The following is a 17989-nucleotide window of genomic DNA, read 5'->3' on the forward strand; positions in this document are numbered from 1 at the left end:
AGCGAGCTAAAATCGGCAAAGTGCACATCGGGGTTTTGGGTTCGCGGCGGTGAGTGCGGTGGGACGAAGTAGCTCTTTAACAGGTTGTTATTAAAGAAAAAATCCCGGTCAAAAAGTATGGTCGTGTCGGGGCAGTCCCTAAGATCCACTTGGGTTAATGATGTTATACAGAAGAATGAATCTTCCTAAATATAATCAATTAATGGAAACCGGGAAATGAGCTGTGGGTCACGGCACTATAGAAGGTAAATGGTTTGCATACTCCTATGAAGATGCCGTAAATTGGGTAATAAAATGGGACATGGAGGAAATTCATTCCAAGTTGTGCAAATAAATGTACCAGATGATATAGCTAAAAATATGCATATAGATCCGCATTTAGATGGAATTGGCCCAGCGAGATACGCTCAGTTGGAACAGTTAAATGATCCAAGAGTTAAAATATCATGGAGTAAAAGAGTTCAAGCTAAAAGGTGCTAAATAATGTATCTGGTTAAAATTAAATGGCTTTCTGAACAAAATGGTGGAAGGAAAAATCCTCCACCTGCTAGGCGTTATTTTGCGGTATCAAGATTTTCTGAAGATATTAAATACAGGAAAAAGGAAAAACAAGAAAATTCTTGGAATGAGAATAGCTTTACTCGATATCACCCTTTTAACAGTGAGCGGATTTAACTATAAATGCCGTTTTTTAAAAAGATGTTAATCAAGTTTAATCGAAATCCATTAACTATTAACAGAAAATTGAAAAAATCAGCGAGAAAAAGAATATTATCCGAAAAAACATAACGGGGTATCTTTATATCACCAAGCTATTTACGGATTGATTTATGAAGATAAAAGACTTATAAAAACTATTCATAATTGCCAGTAAAACAACACTAGTAAAGATAAAAAGCGAATGTGATTAACATTGGTTAAACGTAAAAAACAATATACCATGATGATTAAACTTAATAAAAACAAAATGTTAAAAGCAGTAAAAACAACGGTTAAAACTTTATTATACCAATTAAAACCAGAGATTAAAACCTACCCACCATAAATCTATCAGTGAAAATGAGAAAAAGCATTGGCTTTATTAATGCTTATATACCCTGTAAAAAGATACATAAGAATATATAATAGGTTATTCAGGCAATATATTTAAAAAAAGAACCGACTTTAATAACGCTTTCAATCGGATAGTGAATTCTTTATCAGCCAGTTAAATAATTATTCGTGAAAAATAGGAGTAACAAAATTCACAAATAAATGATTTAATCGAATACAAACTTGTTTACTCACAGAGTAATTATATTGCACTTATTATGTGGATCCGCCAATTCATATTGTTATTTTCTCCAAGATATTTTCATGCTCTGTTAACGCTTAAATCCCCATTTCATCATTATAACCCCTCTGGTAAATCAATTTTACTATTGTTAATATAATAAAGCGTTATTAAATGAATTTACCGATTTATTTAAGCATCATTTAATTAGACAACGTTGAGTGGATTTAAGTGAAAATCTAAAGTCATATGATGAGACTATTTTAATAAATAAACGATTTTATTTTAACAACCCCAATCTTTTCAAAATGATATTGACTAAACGCCCATGCCATTTATTACGCTAAAATGGCCACTTTAATGAAAACAAGACAAAAACCATAAAAAAACATCCCAAATGCAAAATAAATCCCTTTTTAAAAAGTTAAAAGCCTTTTATCTAGAGTTATACTTTGAATAATCAAATCACGTTTTAAATGCGCTATCTCTTTATGGCTTACTTCGTAAAATAACAACAAGAAAGCGCTTAAATAGCCATCTATTCAGATAATATTTTTTGCATGCTGATTTCTTTTCAACTCTTTAATTAATGGTTAATCGACTTAGATTGAATGCAATACATTCTCCTTTTAACAAGTGTATTTATTAAGTTATCAGAGAGGGTAACTAATCCGGTTAAATGTTTTTATTATTGGATTAATGCTGTCATTTTGCCACCTTATTAATCAATTTAAAACCCGTTTTCTCTGATGTTTTCTCCTCCAATGTCAGCAGAACATCGAATCTTTTACCCACTTTAAAAAATCTTTAATCACGGCTTTTTACCGTTAATGATTAAAATTTTTACCTGTTTTTTTCATAATACGCTTGTTCTTTTATCCCAGATTTTAAAACCACATTGACAGACGAAAAACGACTCTTCTTAACCGCTGTTTTATCGCATTCAGATAAGGTGTATCTCATCTTACCTGAATGCGTCCCGGTAAGGACAACCTTACCGGGTTTTAATTATTTCAAATAATTCATAACAACTAACTATTAGAGAATGATTTTCGCTTGCTGTACCACATCAATCAGTGGCTGAGGCCAGATACCCAGCGCCAGTACCAGTAATGCAGAAATCAGCACCACCATCCCGCCGGCAGTTAAGGCCCAATTCCTCGGTGTATCACGGTTAAGGGTTTTCGGAGCATGTAAGTACAGACTCACCATCACTCTCAGATAGTAATAAAGGCCGATAGCACTGCCAAGAACCACCGCCGCAGTCAGCCACCACCGTTCAGCCTGTACACCCACAACAATCACATAGAACTTACCAATAAAGCCCAATGTCATTGGGATCCCCGCCAGTGACAACATCATCACGGTCATTACCGCAGACAAAATCGGCTTATGCCAAAATAGGCCACGGTATGAGTAGAGGGAATCCGCATCCGGTCCTTTATATGGGCTGGACATCAGGCTAACGACACCAAACGCACCGATGCTGCTAAACAGATAACCCGCCAGATAGATACCCACCGTTTCTTCTGCAAGCTGGTTGTTTTGTACCGCGACCAGCGCCACTAACAGATAACCTAAGTGAGCAATAGAAGAGTAACCAAGCAGGCGCTTGATATTCGTTTGGGTCAGCGCCATCAAGTTACCGAACAACATAGAGGCAATCGCAATAACGGTTAATACCGTACGCAGCGCTTCACTGTCCGCCATCGGCGCTTCAACGAACAAACGCATCACCACAGCGAAAATCGCGATCTTACTGGCAGTTGCCAGGAAGGTAGAAACAGGTGCAGGTGCCCCCTGATAAACATCAGGTGTCCAGAGATGGAAAGGGACCAGCGACAATTTGAAGCCAAGACCCACAACCATCATCCCCAAACCTGCCAAGATTAAAGGCTGATAGATATAGCTGTCAGACAAACGATGCCCCAGTGCAGCAAAAGAGAGATCGCCAGATTCCGCATAGAGCAACGCGATACCAAACAGCATGAAAGATGATGCCGCCGCAGACAGTAACATGTACTTAATCGCCGCTTCCAGAGAGCGTCTTTGACGATATGCATAACCAATCAAACCAAATAGCGGCAAAGTAAGCAGTTCAATACCGATAAACAGTGATGCCAGATGGTTTGCACAAGCCAGAAGAATACCGCCCACGGTCGCAATCAGCACCAGCAGGTAGAACTCTTCTTTGTTATCCGGATAGTTTTCCAGCCAAGAATAGGCAAAAGTAGAAGTTGCCAAGCTCGCAACCAGTACCAGACCGATATAGAGCATAGCGTAGCCGTCCACATGAACCAGTGGGGTGACATCCATCGCGTCCTGCTGCCCAACAAAGTAGAGGGACAGCAGAGCCAGATTCAAACCTACTACGGTCAGCGTGGTATTGATAAAGTGATCGCGTCGCCACGCAATGGACAGCATCACAACCACTACCGTCAATCCGACGATCAACAGCGGTAACAGCGCGATCAGTTGTTGAGGAGTTATTGTCATGGCGAATTACGGCCTTGTAGTTGAAATTGAAGCTGAATACCAGGTCTGGATGTTATCCATCGCTGCCGCTGAAGTATCAAGGATAGGTTGTGGGTAGAAACCCATCACCACCAGTAATATCAACAGCAACATGACAATAGATATTTCCCGCATATCCATCCGTCTTAATGGTTCATCTGATTTTGGCGCGCCGTAATAAGCACGCTGCATCATATACAGGGCATATACAGAAGCGAAAACCAGGCCGAACACAGAAATCGTTATAATTAACGTGTATTCACTAAAACTGCCAAACAGAATCATAAACTCACCGACAAAGTTACCGGTTCCCGGCATCCCCAAGGTCGCAACCGCAAAGCACAGCGATAGCGCAGGCAAAAACTGCACTCGTCGCCACAACCCCCCCATTAGAGTCATGTCACGGGTATGCAAGCGCTCATAAAGCTGACCACAGAGAATAAACAGGCCCGCGGCTGATAAACCATGAGCAATCATCTGGATAATCGCCCCCTGGTAAGCAAGCTGGCTGCCAGAGTAAATCGCTATCAACACAAATCCCATATGCGAGATACTGGTATAAGCAATCAGGCGTTTGATATCTGTCTGGCTGAATGCCATCCATGCGCCATAGAAGATCCCAAGCACACCCAGCCACATGGCGATTGGGGTGAATTCATGAGACGCTTCCGGGAACAGTGGCAAGCCAAAACGCAACAGACCATAACCCGCCGTTTTCAGCAAGATCCCCGCCAAGTCAACAGAACCCGCGGTTGGTGCCTGACTGTGAGCATCCGGTAACCATCCATGCAACGGCACAACCGGCATTTTTACCGCAAAGGCAATGAAGAAACCCAACATCAGCAGGTATTGAACGGTATGTGACATTGGCGTATTCAGCAATTTCTCATAGCTGAATGTCCATTCGCCCGTCGCGTTATAGTGCACCAGTACCAGCGCCATAATCGCAATCAGCATCACCAGACCACTCGCCTGGGTATAAATGAAGAATTTGGTCGCCGCGGTGATACGGGTCTTACCACCTGATCCCCTATGTCCCCACAATGCAATCAGGAAGTACATCGGTACCAACATCATTTCCCAGAAGAAGAAGAACAGGAACATGTCGATAGCGAGGAACACCCCCATCACCCCACCCAGGATCCACAGCAGGTTCAAGTGGAAGAAGCCCTGATACGGTTGATTTTCCGTCCATGAGCAGAGAATCGCCATCAGCCCCAGCAGGGCAGTCAACACGACCATCAGCAGGGATAAGCCATCCAGTGCAAGGTGAATACTGATACCAAAACGTGGGATCCACGGCATAAGAAATTCTTCTTGCCATTGAGGTATCCCTTGCGGATTAGCCAAGGTATAGCCCCCCTGCAACCACAATTGCAGTGAAAGCACCAGAGTCAACCCCATCGAAATTAACGCAATCCAACGCGGTACACGAGTACCAAAGCGTTCAGTCTGCCAACTCAGCAAACCTCCGATGAAGGGCAAAAGAATTAGCCAAGGTAATAGCATGGCGCAATGTGTCCCTTAAATTAAACCAGTAGCAGCAGAGCTAAAACCAGCACTGCACCCAACCCCATAGAGGCAACGTACCAACGGACTTGTCCGTTTTCACTCAGGCTAAGACCTTTGTTACTCCAGCGTGATAACACCGCCGGAATATTCATCAGTGAATTTAGCGGATCGTTCTGTAACACACGGGTAATGCTCTTGAATGGCTTAACAAATATCCAGTCATACAGAACATCAAAACCCCAAGCATTAAACCACCATACGGAAAAGAAGCGTCCCGGAGCACTTTGTGCCACGCTATTCACCAACTGACGTTTACCCAAATACAGTGCCATTGCCAGCAAAATACCCGCTATCGCCACCACACCAGAAACCACTTCCAGCATCATTTTACCTGTATCACTGGTTGCATGATCTTCCGGCAATACCCCTGCCAGTGGTGGCGCGATCAGTGCGCCCACAAAGGTGGAAAGCACCAGCAATACCAGTAATGGCAGGTGATGGGTAATCCCTTTGACCGGGTGCGCTTTGGTTTTCGCCTCACCGTGGAACACGATAAAAATCATACGGAAGGTATACAAAGAGGTCATAAACGCGCCTGCCAGCCCAGCCAACATGAGGTTGAGATGACCATGTGACATTGCTCCCCACAGGATTTCATCTTTACTGTAGAAACCGGCAGTGACGATCGGCAATGCCGATAGCGCCGCACCACCGACCAGGAAGCAGATATAAACCAATGGTATGGATTTACGTAATCCACCCATTTTGAAAATATTCTGCTCGTGATGGCAGGCCAGAATGACGGAGCCCGATGCCAGGAACAACAGCGCCTTGAAGAATGCATGCGTCATCAGGTGGAAGATTGCCGCATCCCACGCCTGAACCCCCAACGCCAGGAACATGTAGCCAATCTGACTCATCGTTGAGTAAGCCAGTACACGTTTAATATCGGTTTGCACCAACGCAGCAAAACCGGCCAACACCAGCGTGATAGCGCCAATAGTCCCAACCAATTGCAGGATTTCCGGGGCCATCAAGAACAGGCCGTGACTGCGGGCAACCAGATAAACCCCTGCGGTCACCATCGTTGCGGCGTGAATCAGCGCAGAAACCGGCGTCGGGCCAGCCATCGCATCAGCCAACCAAGTTTGTAACGGCAATTGAGCGGATTTACCGACTGCTCCCCCTAATATCATCAGGGTCGCCCAGGTAATCACCGAAGAACCGGCTTCCAGATGTTGCGGAGCCAAAACCGCCAACTCGCGGAAGTTCAGGGTTCCCAGATTGTCATACAGAATAAACATGCCGATAGCCAGGAAGACGTCACCCACACGGGTAACGACAAAGGCTTTCATGGCCGCAGCACCATTTGCCGGGTTGGTATAGTAGAAGCCAATCAGCAGATAACTGCACAGCCCCACCCCTTCCCAGCCAAGGTACATCAGCATCATGTTATCTGCCAGAACCAGTATCACCATGCTGGCGATAAACAGGTTGGTATAAGCGAAGAAACGGGAATAACCCTCTTCTCCGCGCATATACCATGAGGCATACATGTGGATCAGGAAACCGACACCGGTGACCACACTCAGCATAGTCAGAGACAAACCATCAAGAACCAGAGTGAAAGGAATACTGAAATCCCCGACCTCCATCCAGTTCCACAAGTTTTGACTGTAAACCAGATCACCCGCCACATTCTGGCTGTTGAAATCAATAGCAACCCACAAAGTCACCAGCGCAGCCAGACCAACAGAACCCATCCCAACGGTGGCTGATGTGTTTTCAGACCAGCGGCCACGGGAAAATGCCAACAGCAAAAATCCCAGCAGTGGCAGCAGAATTGTTAAATAGAGTAAGTTCATCCGCGCATCTCACTGACTGTATCAATATTCAAACTCTGGCGACGACGATAAAGCTGCAATAACAGCGCCAGGCCAATACTCGCCTCGGCTGCCGCCAAACTAATCGCCAGAATGAACATCACCTGACCATCTGGCTGCCCCCAATAGCTGCCTACCACGACAAAAGCCAGGGCCGCTGCATTAATCATCACTTCAAGCCCAATTAACATAAACAACAGATTACGACGGATAATGAGCCCGGTCAGGCCCAGAACAAATAGGATTGCCGCCAAAATCAGTCCATGTTGAAGAGGTATCATGGTTGTTCCTCCGCATTTCGGTTACTGAGCACTTCACCCTGTTTGTGTTCACGGCCAATGTGATAAGCCACCACCATACCGGCCAGTAACAACAGAGAGGCCAGTTCAACGGCCAGCACATAGGGACCAAACAGGCTGATGCCCACTTCTTTGGCGCTGACAACTTCACCGGTGATATTGTCAGCAATATCACCATGAGAAACGTTGATAATGGTATACACCAGCACGATAAGCAACACGGCTGACAGCAGACCCGGACCAACCCAGGTTCGCGGTTTCAGCCAAATACGCTCCTGTTCAACCACAGATTTTCCAAGGTTAAGCATCATCACCACGAAAACGAACAGCACCATAATAGCCCCGGCGTAAACGATGATCTCCAGCGCCGCAGCAAAATAAGCCCCCAGCGAAAAAAATACCGCTGAAAGCGCCAGCAGAGAAACAATCAAATACAAAAGCGCGTGTATCGGATTGGTGTGTGTAATCACCCTGATGGTTGCCAATATCGCAACCAGCCCGGCGGTATAAAACGTAAATTCCATGAATATCGCTCCTTACGGCAACAGGCTTTTAACGTCGATAGGTTTTGCTTCGTCGTCGGCTTCACCTTTTGATTTGCCGTCAATCGCCATACCTGTCTTACGGTAAAAGTTATAATCAGGATATTTACCTGGCCCTGAAATCGTCAGGTCATCTTTTTCATACACCAGATCCTGGCGCTTAAACTCTCCCATTTCGAAATCCGGTGTTAACTGGATTGCGGTGGTCGGGCAAGCCTCTTCGCACAGACCGCAGAAAATGCAGCGTGAGAAGTTAATGCGGAAAAATTCTGGATACCAGCGGCCATCTTTATGTTCGGCCTTTTGCAATGAGATACAACCAACCGGGCAAACTGCCGCACACAGGTTACAAGCAACACAACGCTCTTCGCCGTCCGGATCGCGTGTCAACACAATACGGCCACGGTAACGGGGTGGCAAATAAACCGGTTCTTCAGGATACATTTGGGTTTCGCGTTTATGAAAGGCGTGCAGGCCAATCATCCAAATACTGCGTACCTGGGTGGCGAAACCAACCGCTAACTCTTTCAATGTCATGGTTCATTCCCCCCTTATTGAGCGTTGTACAAAATCACTGCCGCAGTCGCTAGCAGGTTTAGTAAGGTCAGCGGCAAACAAATTTTCCAGCCAAATGCCATTACCTGGTCATAACGCGGGCGCGGTAAAGATGCACGTATCAGGATAAACATCACCATGAAGAACGCCGTTTTCAGCGCAAACCAGACAAACGGCGGCAAGAATGGACCATGCCAACCACCAAAGAACATTGTCACAATCAGGGCAGAAACCGTGACAATACCGATATATTCACCAACGAAGAACAGACCAAATTTCATACCGGAGTATTCAATGTGGTAACCATCAGCCAGTTCCTGTTCTGCTTCCGGCTGGTCAAATGGGTGACGGTGACACACGGCCACACCCGCGATAGCAAAAGTCAGGAAGCCAAAGAATTGCGGAATGATATTCCACATGTGTTCCTGTGCGTTGACGATATCTACCATATTGAAAGAGTCGGCTTGAGCAACAACACCCATAAAAGAGAGGCCAAGAAACACTTCATAACTCAGTGTCTGTGCAGAAGCACGCATTGCCCCCAGCAGGGAGTATTTGTTGTTACTTGCCCATCCGGCAAACAGGACCGCGTAGACAGCCAGACCCGCCATCATCATGAAGAATAAAATGCCGATGTTGAGATCCGCAGCCATCCAGTTAGGAGTGATCGGTACAATGGCAAAAGCAAGCAACAGAGAACAGAAACCAATAACAGGCGCTAAGGTGAAGATCAACCGGTCAGCAAAACGTGGTACCCAGTCCTCTTTAAAGAACATTTTGAGCATGTCGGCCACGATCTGTAATGATCCCCCCCAACCGACGCGGTTTGGCCCATAACGGTTCTGGAACAGCGCCAGCAAACGTCGTTCACCAAAGCTCATCAATGCCCCACAGGCAACCACCACCACCAAGATCACCACCGATTTCAGAATAGCGATCAGTACATCAATAACGTCGGAGGTTAACCAACTCATTGTGCCGCCTCCCGCAGATTATTCACTGAAACACCCGCCAGTACCGGAGGAATACCCGGCATTCCCATTGGCAAACCAATCTGACCCTGAGCGAGCTTTTTACTCAGACGGACCGCCAAACGCAGTTGCTGACCAAAACAATCAAACTCCAGAACAGAACCTGTTTTTACACCCAGTTGATCCGCATCTTTGTTATTGAGCATCACATAAGGCTCCGGCATACGTTCCTGAATCACATCGGAACGCTGGGTTAATTCTTCACTGCCAAACAGGTGATGGTAAGGCGCGACGACCCATTGGTTATCCTGTACAGAAAATTCAGCCGGAATCTGATCAAAGTAGTTCAGACCCCCGTCAGTTGTTTCAATCAGGCGTACCCCCGGATCACCAAAGCGCAAATGGCCCCCCACCTCCGCTTGGAATTTATTCCACGCTTGCGGTGAGTTCCAGCCCGGTGCCCAGGCAAACGGAACCTGCTGACGATAGGCATCAGGGCTATTGTTGCCTTCCATTGAGAAAGCAAATGGGGAGTCAATATCTTGAGGTTGACGCTGCTCATGAACACTGAGATTCGCCAGCATCGCAGTACGGCCACTGTAACGGTGCGGTGAACGCGCCAGTTTCTGACCACGGATGCGGAATGTGGAATCAGGCGCGGCATCAACAATGCCCTTAAGCTGTGGCATCACGTCAACACAGGCATTAATAACGTGGTCAAGCTGAGTCCAATCCAAATGACGTTCGGTATGAGTCACGTGCAGGGAGTGCAGCCAACGCCAGCTCTCCAGCATCACCACGGATTTGTCATAGAAAGAGGGTTCGAAAACTTGGAAATAACGCTGCGCCCGGCCTTCCTGATTCACCAGCGTGCCGTCACTTTCTGCAAAGCTGGCAGCTGGAAGGATCAGATGGGCTTTATCCATGATAGCCGTGCGCTGGTGGTCAACCACAATCAGGTTTTTCAGCTTGTTCAGTGCGTCATCGACCTTATCAGCTGCCGCATGTCGATAGAGATCATTTTCCATCACGATAACTGTATCTGATTGACCACTGCTGATACGTTGCAAAGCCACATCCAGTGGTTGAGCCTCCATCATTCCCAATCCAATGCTGTTCGCATAGATCGCGACAAACGACAGACCGACATCTGAGCCTTTATCCTTCAGCGCCCAGGCAACATTAGCTGCCGCCTGAATGATCGCATCACTGCCCACGTTACTGCCGCTGATAATCAGTGGTTTCTTCGCGCCAATCAGTGCCTGCGCCACCATTTCCACTTTGGCTTTCAGTTCGTCAGGTAAATTTTCAACCGCCGGCGCCGTGTTATCCAATGCATGAGCGACTGCAAAACCAAAACGAGCTTGATCATCAACCGGCGCACGGTAATTCCACGCCGCGATATCATCCAGACGGGTATCATCCACGTTAGTCACAAACAGGGGATATTTAGCACGCTGGCCAATATTCATCACCGCGGCAATCTGCCAGTCAGCAACTTTCTGAGCCGCCGCCATTTCGCGGGCTTTGCCTTTCACCGCCTGACGAACGGATAGTGCCATACGGGCACCGGTCTGAGTCAGGTCTTCACCTAAGATCAGCACCGCATCATAGCTTTCAATTTCACGCAGCGACGGTGTATAAACACCACCCTGCTGGAGAATTTCCAGCATCATATCAAGGCGTTGCTGTTCAGCAGCGGCAATCCCGCTATAGAAGTTTTCCGCACCCACCAATTCACGCAGGGCAAAGTTGCTTTCCAGGCTGGCACGGGGTGAACCAATACCAATGGCATTTTTGGCCTGACGCAAAATATCCGCGCCACCCTGCATAGCCTGTTCTGCGTTAAGCGAGATCCAATGATCACCACGCAGTTGTTGTGGCTGGCGGGGCCGATCTTGACGGTTGACATAACCGTAACCAAAACGACCGCGATCACACATAAAGTAGTGGTTTACCGTCCCGTTATAACGGTTCTCAATACGGCGTAATTCGCCATAACGCTCCCCCGGGCTGGTGTTACAGCCAATACTGCACTGCTGGCAGATGCTTGGCGCAAACTGCATGTCCCATTTACGGTTATAACGTTCAGAATGGGTTTTGTCCGTGAATACCCCGGTCGGGCAGATTTCGACCAGGTTACCGGAGAATTCACTTTCCAAAGTGCCGCTTTCAGTACGACCGAAATAGATATTATCGTGAGCGCCATAGACACCAAAATCCGTGCCGTCAGCATAGTCGTTGTAGTAGCGCACACAACGATAACAGGCAATGCAGCGGTTCATTTCATGAGAAATAAATGGCCCCAATTCCTGATTGTTATGAGTACGCTTGGTAAAACGATATTTACGGAATGTATGACCCGTCATCACCGTCATATCCTGCAAGTGGCAGTTGCCCCCTTCTTCACACACCGGGCAATCATGCGGGTGGTTAGTCATTAACCACTCAACCACACTCTCACGGAACTGTTTAGCCTCTTTATCATCAATAGAGATAAAGGTGCCATCCATTGCCGGAGTCATACAGGACATAATCAGACGACCGCGCGTATCATCCGCATTTTGGTATTGCTTTACCGCACATTGGCGGCAAGCGCCAACGCTTCCCAGCGCTGGATGCCAGCAAAAATAAGGAATATCCAGCCCCAAAGAGAGGCAAGCTTGTAACAGGTTATCAGCCCCGTTTACATCATATTTTTTGCCGTCTACATGTATCGTAGCCATAGTCAGCATGCTTCCAAGTGACCTGCTTTTCAGCAAGTGTTAATCAAAAATTCTGCTAATTTCGTGAAGAACCCATTACCAACGCTGCTTTAGCAGGTTTGGTTGGATACCCGCAATCAGGTGGGAATTCCCATAGTTTTTGGTCACAATTCCAGCTTCGAATTCATCACGGAAATATTTGATGGCACTCTGTAAGGGTTCCACAGCCCCGGGGGCGTGAGCACAGAATGTATTACCCGGCCCAAGGAAACGGCAGAGCTGCTCCAGCGTTTCGATATCCCCCGGTTGCCCTTCGCCACGTTCTAATGCCCGCAGAATTTTCACGCTCCACGGCAGTCCGTCACGGCATGGCGTGCACCAGCCGCAGGATTCACGGGAAAAGAACTCTTCAAGGTTACGGGTCAGAGAAACCATGTTGATTTCGTGGTCAACAGCCATTGCCAATGCAGTGCCCAGACGGCTACCCGCTTTCGCGATATTTTCGAAATCCATTGGCAGATCCAGATGGTCAGCAGTCAGGAAGTCTGTTCCTGCGCCACCCGGTTGCCACGCTTTGAATTTCAGGCCGTCACGCATGCCGCCAGCATAATCTTCAAGAATTTCACGGGCTGTCACCCCGAATGGCAATTCCCACAACCCCGGATTTTTCACCCGACCGGAGAATCCCATCAGTTTAGTACCGGCATCTTTACTCTTGCCCGCACTCAAACCGATATACCACTCTTTACCGAATTCAAGAATTGAGGGAACGTTGCATAAGGTTTCAACGTTATTGACACAAGTGGGTTTGCCCCAGGCACCGGAAGTGGCTGGAAATGGCGGTTTTGAGCGAGGGTTAGCCCGGCGGCCTTCCAGGGAATTAATCAGCGCGGTCTCTTCACCACAGATATAACGCCCTGCGCCAGTATGAACAAACAGCTCAAAATCAAAGCCGCTGCCCATAATGTTTTTACCCAGCAAGCCCGCCGCTTTCGCTTCTTCAATGGCTTTACGCAGATGCACTGCCGCTTCTACATATTCACCACGCAGGAAGATATAGCCACGATAAGCTTTCAGGGCAAACGCACTGATCAGCATCCCTTCCACCAGCAGGTGGGGAAGTTGCTCCATTAACAGACGATCTTTGTAAGTACCCGGCTCCATTTCATCTGCGTTACACAGCAGATAACGGATATTCATGCTTTCGTCTTTTGGCATCAGACTCCATTTCAGACCGGTGGAGAAACCGGCACCTCCACGGCCTTTCAGCCCGGCGTCTTTTACCAGAGAAACCACTTCCGTCGGAGCCATGCCTTTCAGCGCTTTTTCAGCGCCGCGATAACCACTTTTGCTGCGGTACTCATCCAGCCATACCGGCTGTTTGTCATCACGCAAGCGCCAGGTAAGAGGATGGGTTTCCTCAGTACAGATAATTTCTTTTATTCCTGAATGTGCTGTCATGGATACTGCTCCAGTAACTTCTCAATCTCTTCAGGTTTGACCGAACTGTGAGTATCGTCATCGATCATCATGGTCGGACCTTTATCACAGTTACCCAGACAACAGGTTGGCAGCAGCGTAAAACGCCCGTCTTGCGTCGTCTGGCCCGGACAGATTTTCAAATGCCTTTCAATAGCGGCCTGGACATCCTGATAACCGGTAATGTGGCAAACCACGCTGTCACAGTAACGGATAATATGGCGGCCCACTGGCTGGCGGTAAATCTGGCTGTAGAACGTCGCCACACCTTCCACATCACTGGCGGGAATACCAAGCACATCAGCAATCGCGTAAATGGCACCATCCGGCACCCAACCACGATACTTCTGTACAATTTTTAATGCTTCGATAGAAGCGGCGCGCGGATCTTCGTAGTGGTGTTTTTCCTGCTCAATCGCATCGTGCTCTGCGGTACTCAGTACAAAATCTGCTTTTGCCTGAGACTCTGTCACGTTAACCACATCAAGGCGCGCCTGTTGAGCATTCGCGTTAATTTCACTTTGCATAGTTAGCGATCCACATCAGACATAACAAAATCAATACTGCCCAGATACACGATCAGGTCAGAAACCAAGCCACCGCGGATCACCGAAGGGATCTGCTGTAAATGAGGAAAACTCGGTGTACGGACACGGGTACGATAACTCATGGTACTGCCGTCACTGGTCAGATAGTAACTGTTGATGCCTTTAGTTGCTTCAATCATCTGGAAAGACTCATTTGCTGGCATGACCGGCCCCCATGACACTTGCAGGAAGTGGTTAATCATGGTTTCAATATGCTGCAAAGTGCGTTCTTTCGGCGGCGGGGTTGTCAGTGGGTGATCAGCCTTGAATGGGCCTTCCGGCATATTTTTCAGACACTGTTTCAAGATCCGCATACTTTGACGCACTTCTTCCACTTTCAGCATTACACGGTCATAACAGTCACCGTTATTACCAATCGGTACGTCGAATTCAAAATTTTCATAACCAGAGTATGGGCGCCATTTACGCACATCAAATGCGAGACCCGTCGCCCGCAAACCGGCCCCGGTCGTGCCCCAATCGAGAGCTTGTTTGGTATTATAAGCAGCAACGCCAATCGAACGGCCTTTCAGGATGCTGTTTTTCAGCGCTGCTTTCACATAGGAATCAAGGCGCTTCGGCATCCAGTCCAGGAAATCACTCAGCAATTTATCCCAACCACGCGGCAGATCATGCGCCACACCGCCAATACGGAACCAGGCCGGATGCATACGGAAACCGGTAATCGCTTCCACCAGATCATAAATTTTTTGGCGGTCAGTAAAGGCGAAGAACACCGGTGTCATCCCACCGACGTCCTGAATAAAGGTCGAGATATACAACAAGTGGCTATTAATCCGGAACAATTCCGACAACATGACACGAATGGTTTTCACCCGGTCAGGCACCTCAATACCCGCCAGCTTTTCCACCGCCAGCACATAAGGCATTTCGTTGACGCAACCACCGAGGTATTCAATACGGTCGGTATAGGGAATATAGCTGTGCCAAGACTGGCGCTCACCCATTTTTTCCGCACCGCGATGGTGATAGCCGACATCCGGTACACAATCGACAATCTCTTCGCCATCCAGTTGAAGAATGATACGGAATGCGCCATGTGAAGAAGGATGGTTAGGACCCAGGTTGAGGAACATAAAGTCCTCATTATCGGTACCCCGTTTCATTCCCCACTCTTCCGGCTTGAAAGTCAACGCTTCCATTTCCAGATCTTCTTTCTGCCGGGTTAGCTCGAAAGGATCGAATTCTGTCGCACGGGCGGGATAGTCCTTACGCAGCGGATGCCCTTCCCAGGTTGGCGGCAACATGATGCGGCGCAGGTTCGGATGGCCGTTAAAGACAATCCCGAACATTTCCCATGTTTCGCGTTCATACCAGTTGGCATTTGGGAATAAAGGCGTTGCCGTCGGGAGATGCAAATCTTTCTCACTGAGGGCAACCTTCAACATAATGTCGCGGTTACGTTCAATAGAAAGCAAATGATAAAACACAGAAAAATCCGCGTCAGGTAGCCCCTGGCGGTGAGTACGCTGGCGTTCATCCATGCCATGCAAATCAAATAGCATGACATAAGGCTGAGGCAGTTTTTTCAGAAAAGTGATTACTTCCAGTAATTGTTCACGCTTCACCCAGACCACCGGTATACCAGTGCGGGTTGGCTGAACAGTAAAGGCATCCGGGCCAAAATGGTTACGTAGTTCACTCACGACCGGATCATCAAGATGGTCATGAGTTTGCCACGCAGGCCGGGCGCTTTCTTGCGCGATCTGATCTATCATCATTCTTCACCACAACGCTTTGATCAGTGTTTGTTTTGATCAGGTATTGTTATCGCAACACATTGCTCTGGTTACGCTGTACGGCTAAAAGCCCTAAACTTCGTCTGGTGTACGCAGATTTTTCACTGCGATACGTTCCCCGTGCTTACGTTCTCTTTCTGACTGCATATTGGCACGGTAAACCCCTTGATCGCCCACGACCCAAGACAATGGGCGACGCTCTTTGCCGATCGACTCCTGCAACAACATCAGTGCCTGCATATAAGCTTCAGGGCGAGGAGGACAACCAGGGATATAAACATCAACGGGGATAAACTTATCAACCCCCTGAACCACAGAGTAGATATCGTACATACCACCAGAGTTGGCACAGGCTCCCATCGAGATAACCCATTTCGGCTCAAGCATCTGATCATAAAGGCGCTGAATCACCGGTGCCATTTTGGTAAAACAGGTGCCAGCGACCACCATAAAATCCGCCTGACGGGGTGACGCACGCAAAACTTCAGCGCCAAAACGGGCGACATCATGAACGGCAGTAAATGATGTCGCCATTTCCACATAACAACAGGAAAGACCGAAGTTATAAGGCCACAGGGAGTTTTTACGTCCCCAGTTCACCAAATCATGCAGAGCGTGTTCCAGTTTGCCCATGTAAACACTGCGATGGACATTTTGCTCCAGTGGGTCAGCGACAATTTCCTGTTTTTGCAGGGGATAACGGTCATTCTCACCGTTCGGATCTATGCGGGTGAGTGTATAATCCATCTTTATGCCTCGCTATTACTGCGGATGACTATTGTTAATGTTAATCACAACGCTTGGTTTACTGACCTGGCGACTTGATCGGGATGGCGTCCAATTCAGCGCACCAATACGCACCAGGTAAAACAAGCCTGCCAATAACACCAAAATGAAAATACTTGCTTCGATAAAGCCTAACCAGCCACTCTCTTTGATAGAGACTGACCATGCATATAGAAACAGGGCTTCAACATCGAAGATGACAAAGAACATGGCGACCAGATAGAACTTGGCCGACATACGGAGACGAGCACTGCCGACAGAATCAATACCAGATTCATAAGGGATATGTTTTGCCCGGGCTTTTGCTCTCCCGCCCAGAAAAAACGCCCCTAACAGCATCAAAGCACACAGACCGAAAGCACCTAAAAGAAATACCGCGAATGCCCAGTGATGGGCAAAGAGTTCAGTGGATGTTGACATACTCATTGCTTACTCATCAAAAGTGGTGTCAAAAATGTCTGCTCTTTTGTCTGGCAGTGTTGCACCACATCGATTCAAGGGAAGGGGTAACAACCAAATCTGAAACACTGCTAATCAATGATTGATGGAGTGAATCTTCTTGGTTTTTACTCCTCTCAACAATATTTTGTCTGTTATGACAAAATTAATCTAACATTTATTTACAAACAACAAACTTAATCTTAACGGATCGTGCTACCACACTGCTAAAACGTGTCAGTCACTTGACATGCAAACAGCGCCGGGATCCAGTTTAACCGATAACTCGCTTTTACTACATCATTATCTCAGGAAAAACCGGCCTTTCCACTGTTTCATAGGGGGTATTTCTTTGATCAAGTACACAGTTTGACAGAAAAAAATGTTGGCGCTGATGATAATTCATTCAAATCTGAGGAAATTATATTTTTCATCCGTAAGATAAGAAAAAAATCACGGTTAACTACAGAAACGCTTATTTTATCAATTCTGCAAATTATTACTTTGTTAACAATATAACAATTTGTTAACCAAAGCAGGGAGGGGTTAGGAAAAAAGCCACCGTATATTCAATGATCATGATAACGGCAAAATAAGGTGAATTTAGTTGATGATTACTTATAAATATATCTGGAAGGCTAATACCTCCTTTCATCCATAATGGAGGTATTAGCAAAAGATTAAG

The 17989-nt window shown here is 47.0% G+C and carries 15 protein-coding genes; 2 read left to right on the forward strand and 13 right to left on the reverse strand.

The window, feature by feature from the left end:
* The first annotated feature begins 282 nt into the window (after positions 1-282).
* The gene (locus ACGF7G_RS11220) at positions 283-480 is read left to right on the forward strand and encodes a hypothetical protein (RefSeq protein ID WP_387465512.1); all 198 of its coding nucleotides are present in this window, start codon (positions 283-285) and stop codon (positions 478-480) included.
* A gap of 3 nt (positions 481-483) precedes the next feature.
* Positions 484-675: a hypothetical protein gene (locus ACGF7G_RS11225; RefSeq protein ID WP_387465514.1), complete on the forward strand. Its 192-nt coding sequence runs from the start codon at positions 484-486 to the stop codon at positions 673-675.
* Between the two features lie 1636 nt (positions 676-2311).
* Here ACGF7G_RS11225 and nuoN read toward each other — a convergent pair.
* The 13 genes from nuoN to ACGF7G_RS11290 all read right to left on the reverse strand — a co-directional run bounded on the left by nuoN (position 2312) and on the right by ACGF7G_RS11290 (position 17292).
* Positions 2312-3769, reverse strand: a complete 1458-nt coding sequence (gene nuoN, locus ACGF7G_RS11230) for an NADH-quinone oxidoreductase subunit NuoN (protein WP_132354644.1) — start codon at positions 3767-3769, stop codon at positions 2312-2314.
* A gap of 6 nt (positions 3770-3775) precedes the next feature.
* Positions 3776-5296: an NADH-quinone oxidoreductase subunit M gene (nuoM, locus tag ACGF7G_RS11235; protein WP_387465516.1), complete on the reverse strand. Its 1521-nt coding sequence runs from the start codon at positions 5294-5296 to the stop codon at positions 3776-3778.
* Positions 5297-5316: 20 nt separating this feature from the next.
* Positions 5317-7164: an NADH-quinone oxidoreductase subunit L gene (gene nuoL, locus ACGF7G_RS11240; RefSeq protein WP_387465518.1), complete on the reverse strand. Its 1848-nt coding sequence runs from the start codon at positions 7162-7164 to the stop codon at positions 5317-5319.
* Positions 7161-7463, reverse strand: a complete 303-nt coding sequence (gene nuoK, locus ACGF7G_RS11245) for an NADH-quinone oxidoreductase subunit NuoK (RefSeq protein ID WP_036843392.1) — start codon at positions 7461-7463, stop codon at positions 7161-7163. The genes nuoL and nuoK overlap by 4 nt, the downstream gene beginning before the upstream one ends.
* Positions 7460-8005, reverse strand: a complete 546-nt coding sequence (gene nuoJ / locus ACGF7G_RS11250) for an NADH-quinone oxidoreductase subunit J (RefSeq protein ID WP_133815970.1) — start codon at positions 8003-8005, stop codon at positions 7460-7462. Before nuoJ ends, nuoK begins: the two co-directional genes overlap by 4 nt.
* Positions 8006-8017: 12 nt before the next feature.
* Positions 8018-8560 carry an NADH-quinone oxidoreductase subunit NuoI gene (gene nuoI, locus ACGF7G_RS11255; protein ID WP_036843389.1) on the reverse strand — a complete coding sequence of 181 codons (543 nt, stop codon included), beginning with the start codon at positions 8558-8560 and terminating at the stop codon, positions 8018-8020.
* 14 nt (positions 8561-8574) lie between these two features.
* Positions 8575-9552, reverse strand: coding sequence for an NADH-quinone oxidoreductase subunit NuoH (gene nuoH / locus ACGF7G_RS11260; protein WP_387465521.1), 978 nt, complete (start codon positions 9550-9552; stop codon positions 8575-8577).
* Positions 9549-12275 (reverse strand): NADH-quinone oxidoreductase subunit NuoG, encoded by a 2727-nt coding sequence (nuoG, locus tag ACGF7G_RS11265; protein ID WP_387465523.1) that lies wholly within the window; start codon positions 12273-12275, stop codon positions 9549-9551. The genes nuoH and nuoG overlap by 4 nt, the downstream gene beginning before the upstream one ends.
* Before the next feature lie 75 nt (positions 12276-12350).
* Positions 12351-13715 (reverse strand): NADH-quinone oxidoreductase subunit NuoF, encoded by a 1365-nt coding sequence (nuoF, locus tag ACGF7G_RS11270; RefSeq protein WP_387465525.1) that lies wholly within the window; start codon positions 13713-13715, stop codon positions 12351-12353.
* Positions 13712-14260 carry an NADH-quinone oxidoreductase subunit NuoE gene (gene nuoE, locus ACGF7G_RS11275; protein WP_387465527.1) on the reverse strand — a complete coding sequence of 183 codons (549 nt, stop codon included), beginning with the start codon at positions 14258-14260 and terminating at the stop codon, positions 13712-13714. Before nuoE ends, nuoF begins: the two co-directional genes overlap by 4 nt.
* Positions 14261-14262: 2 nt before the next feature.
* Positions 14263-16062 carry an NADH-quinone oxidoreductase subunit C/D gene (nuoC, locus tag ACGF7G_RS11280; protein ID WP_387465528.1) on the reverse strand — a complete coding sequence of 600 codons (1800 nt, stop codon included), beginning with the start codon at positions 16060-16062 and terminating at the stop codon, positions 14263-14265.
* A 90-nt stretch (positions 16063-16152) separates the two neighbouring features.
* Positions 16153-16827, reverse strand: coding sequence for an NADH-quinone oxidoreductase subunit B family protein (locus ACGF7G_RS11285; protein ID WP_133815965.1), 675 nt, complete (start codon positions 16825-16827; stop codon positions 16153-16155).
* A gap of 15 nt (positions 16828-16842) precedes the next feature.
* Entirely contained in the window at positions 16843-17292 is a 450-nt protein-coding gene (locus tag ACGF7G_RS11290) for an NADH-quinone oxidoreductase subunit A (protein WP_023045489.1), read from the reverse strand.
* Positions 17293-17989 lie beyond the last annotated feature (697 nt).

This window comes from Photorhabdus sp. RM323S, assembly GCF_042879375.1.
Lineage (GTDB): Bacteria > Pseudomonadota > Gammaproteobacteria > Enterobacterales > Enterobacteriaceae > Photorhabdus > Photorhabdus tasmaniensis.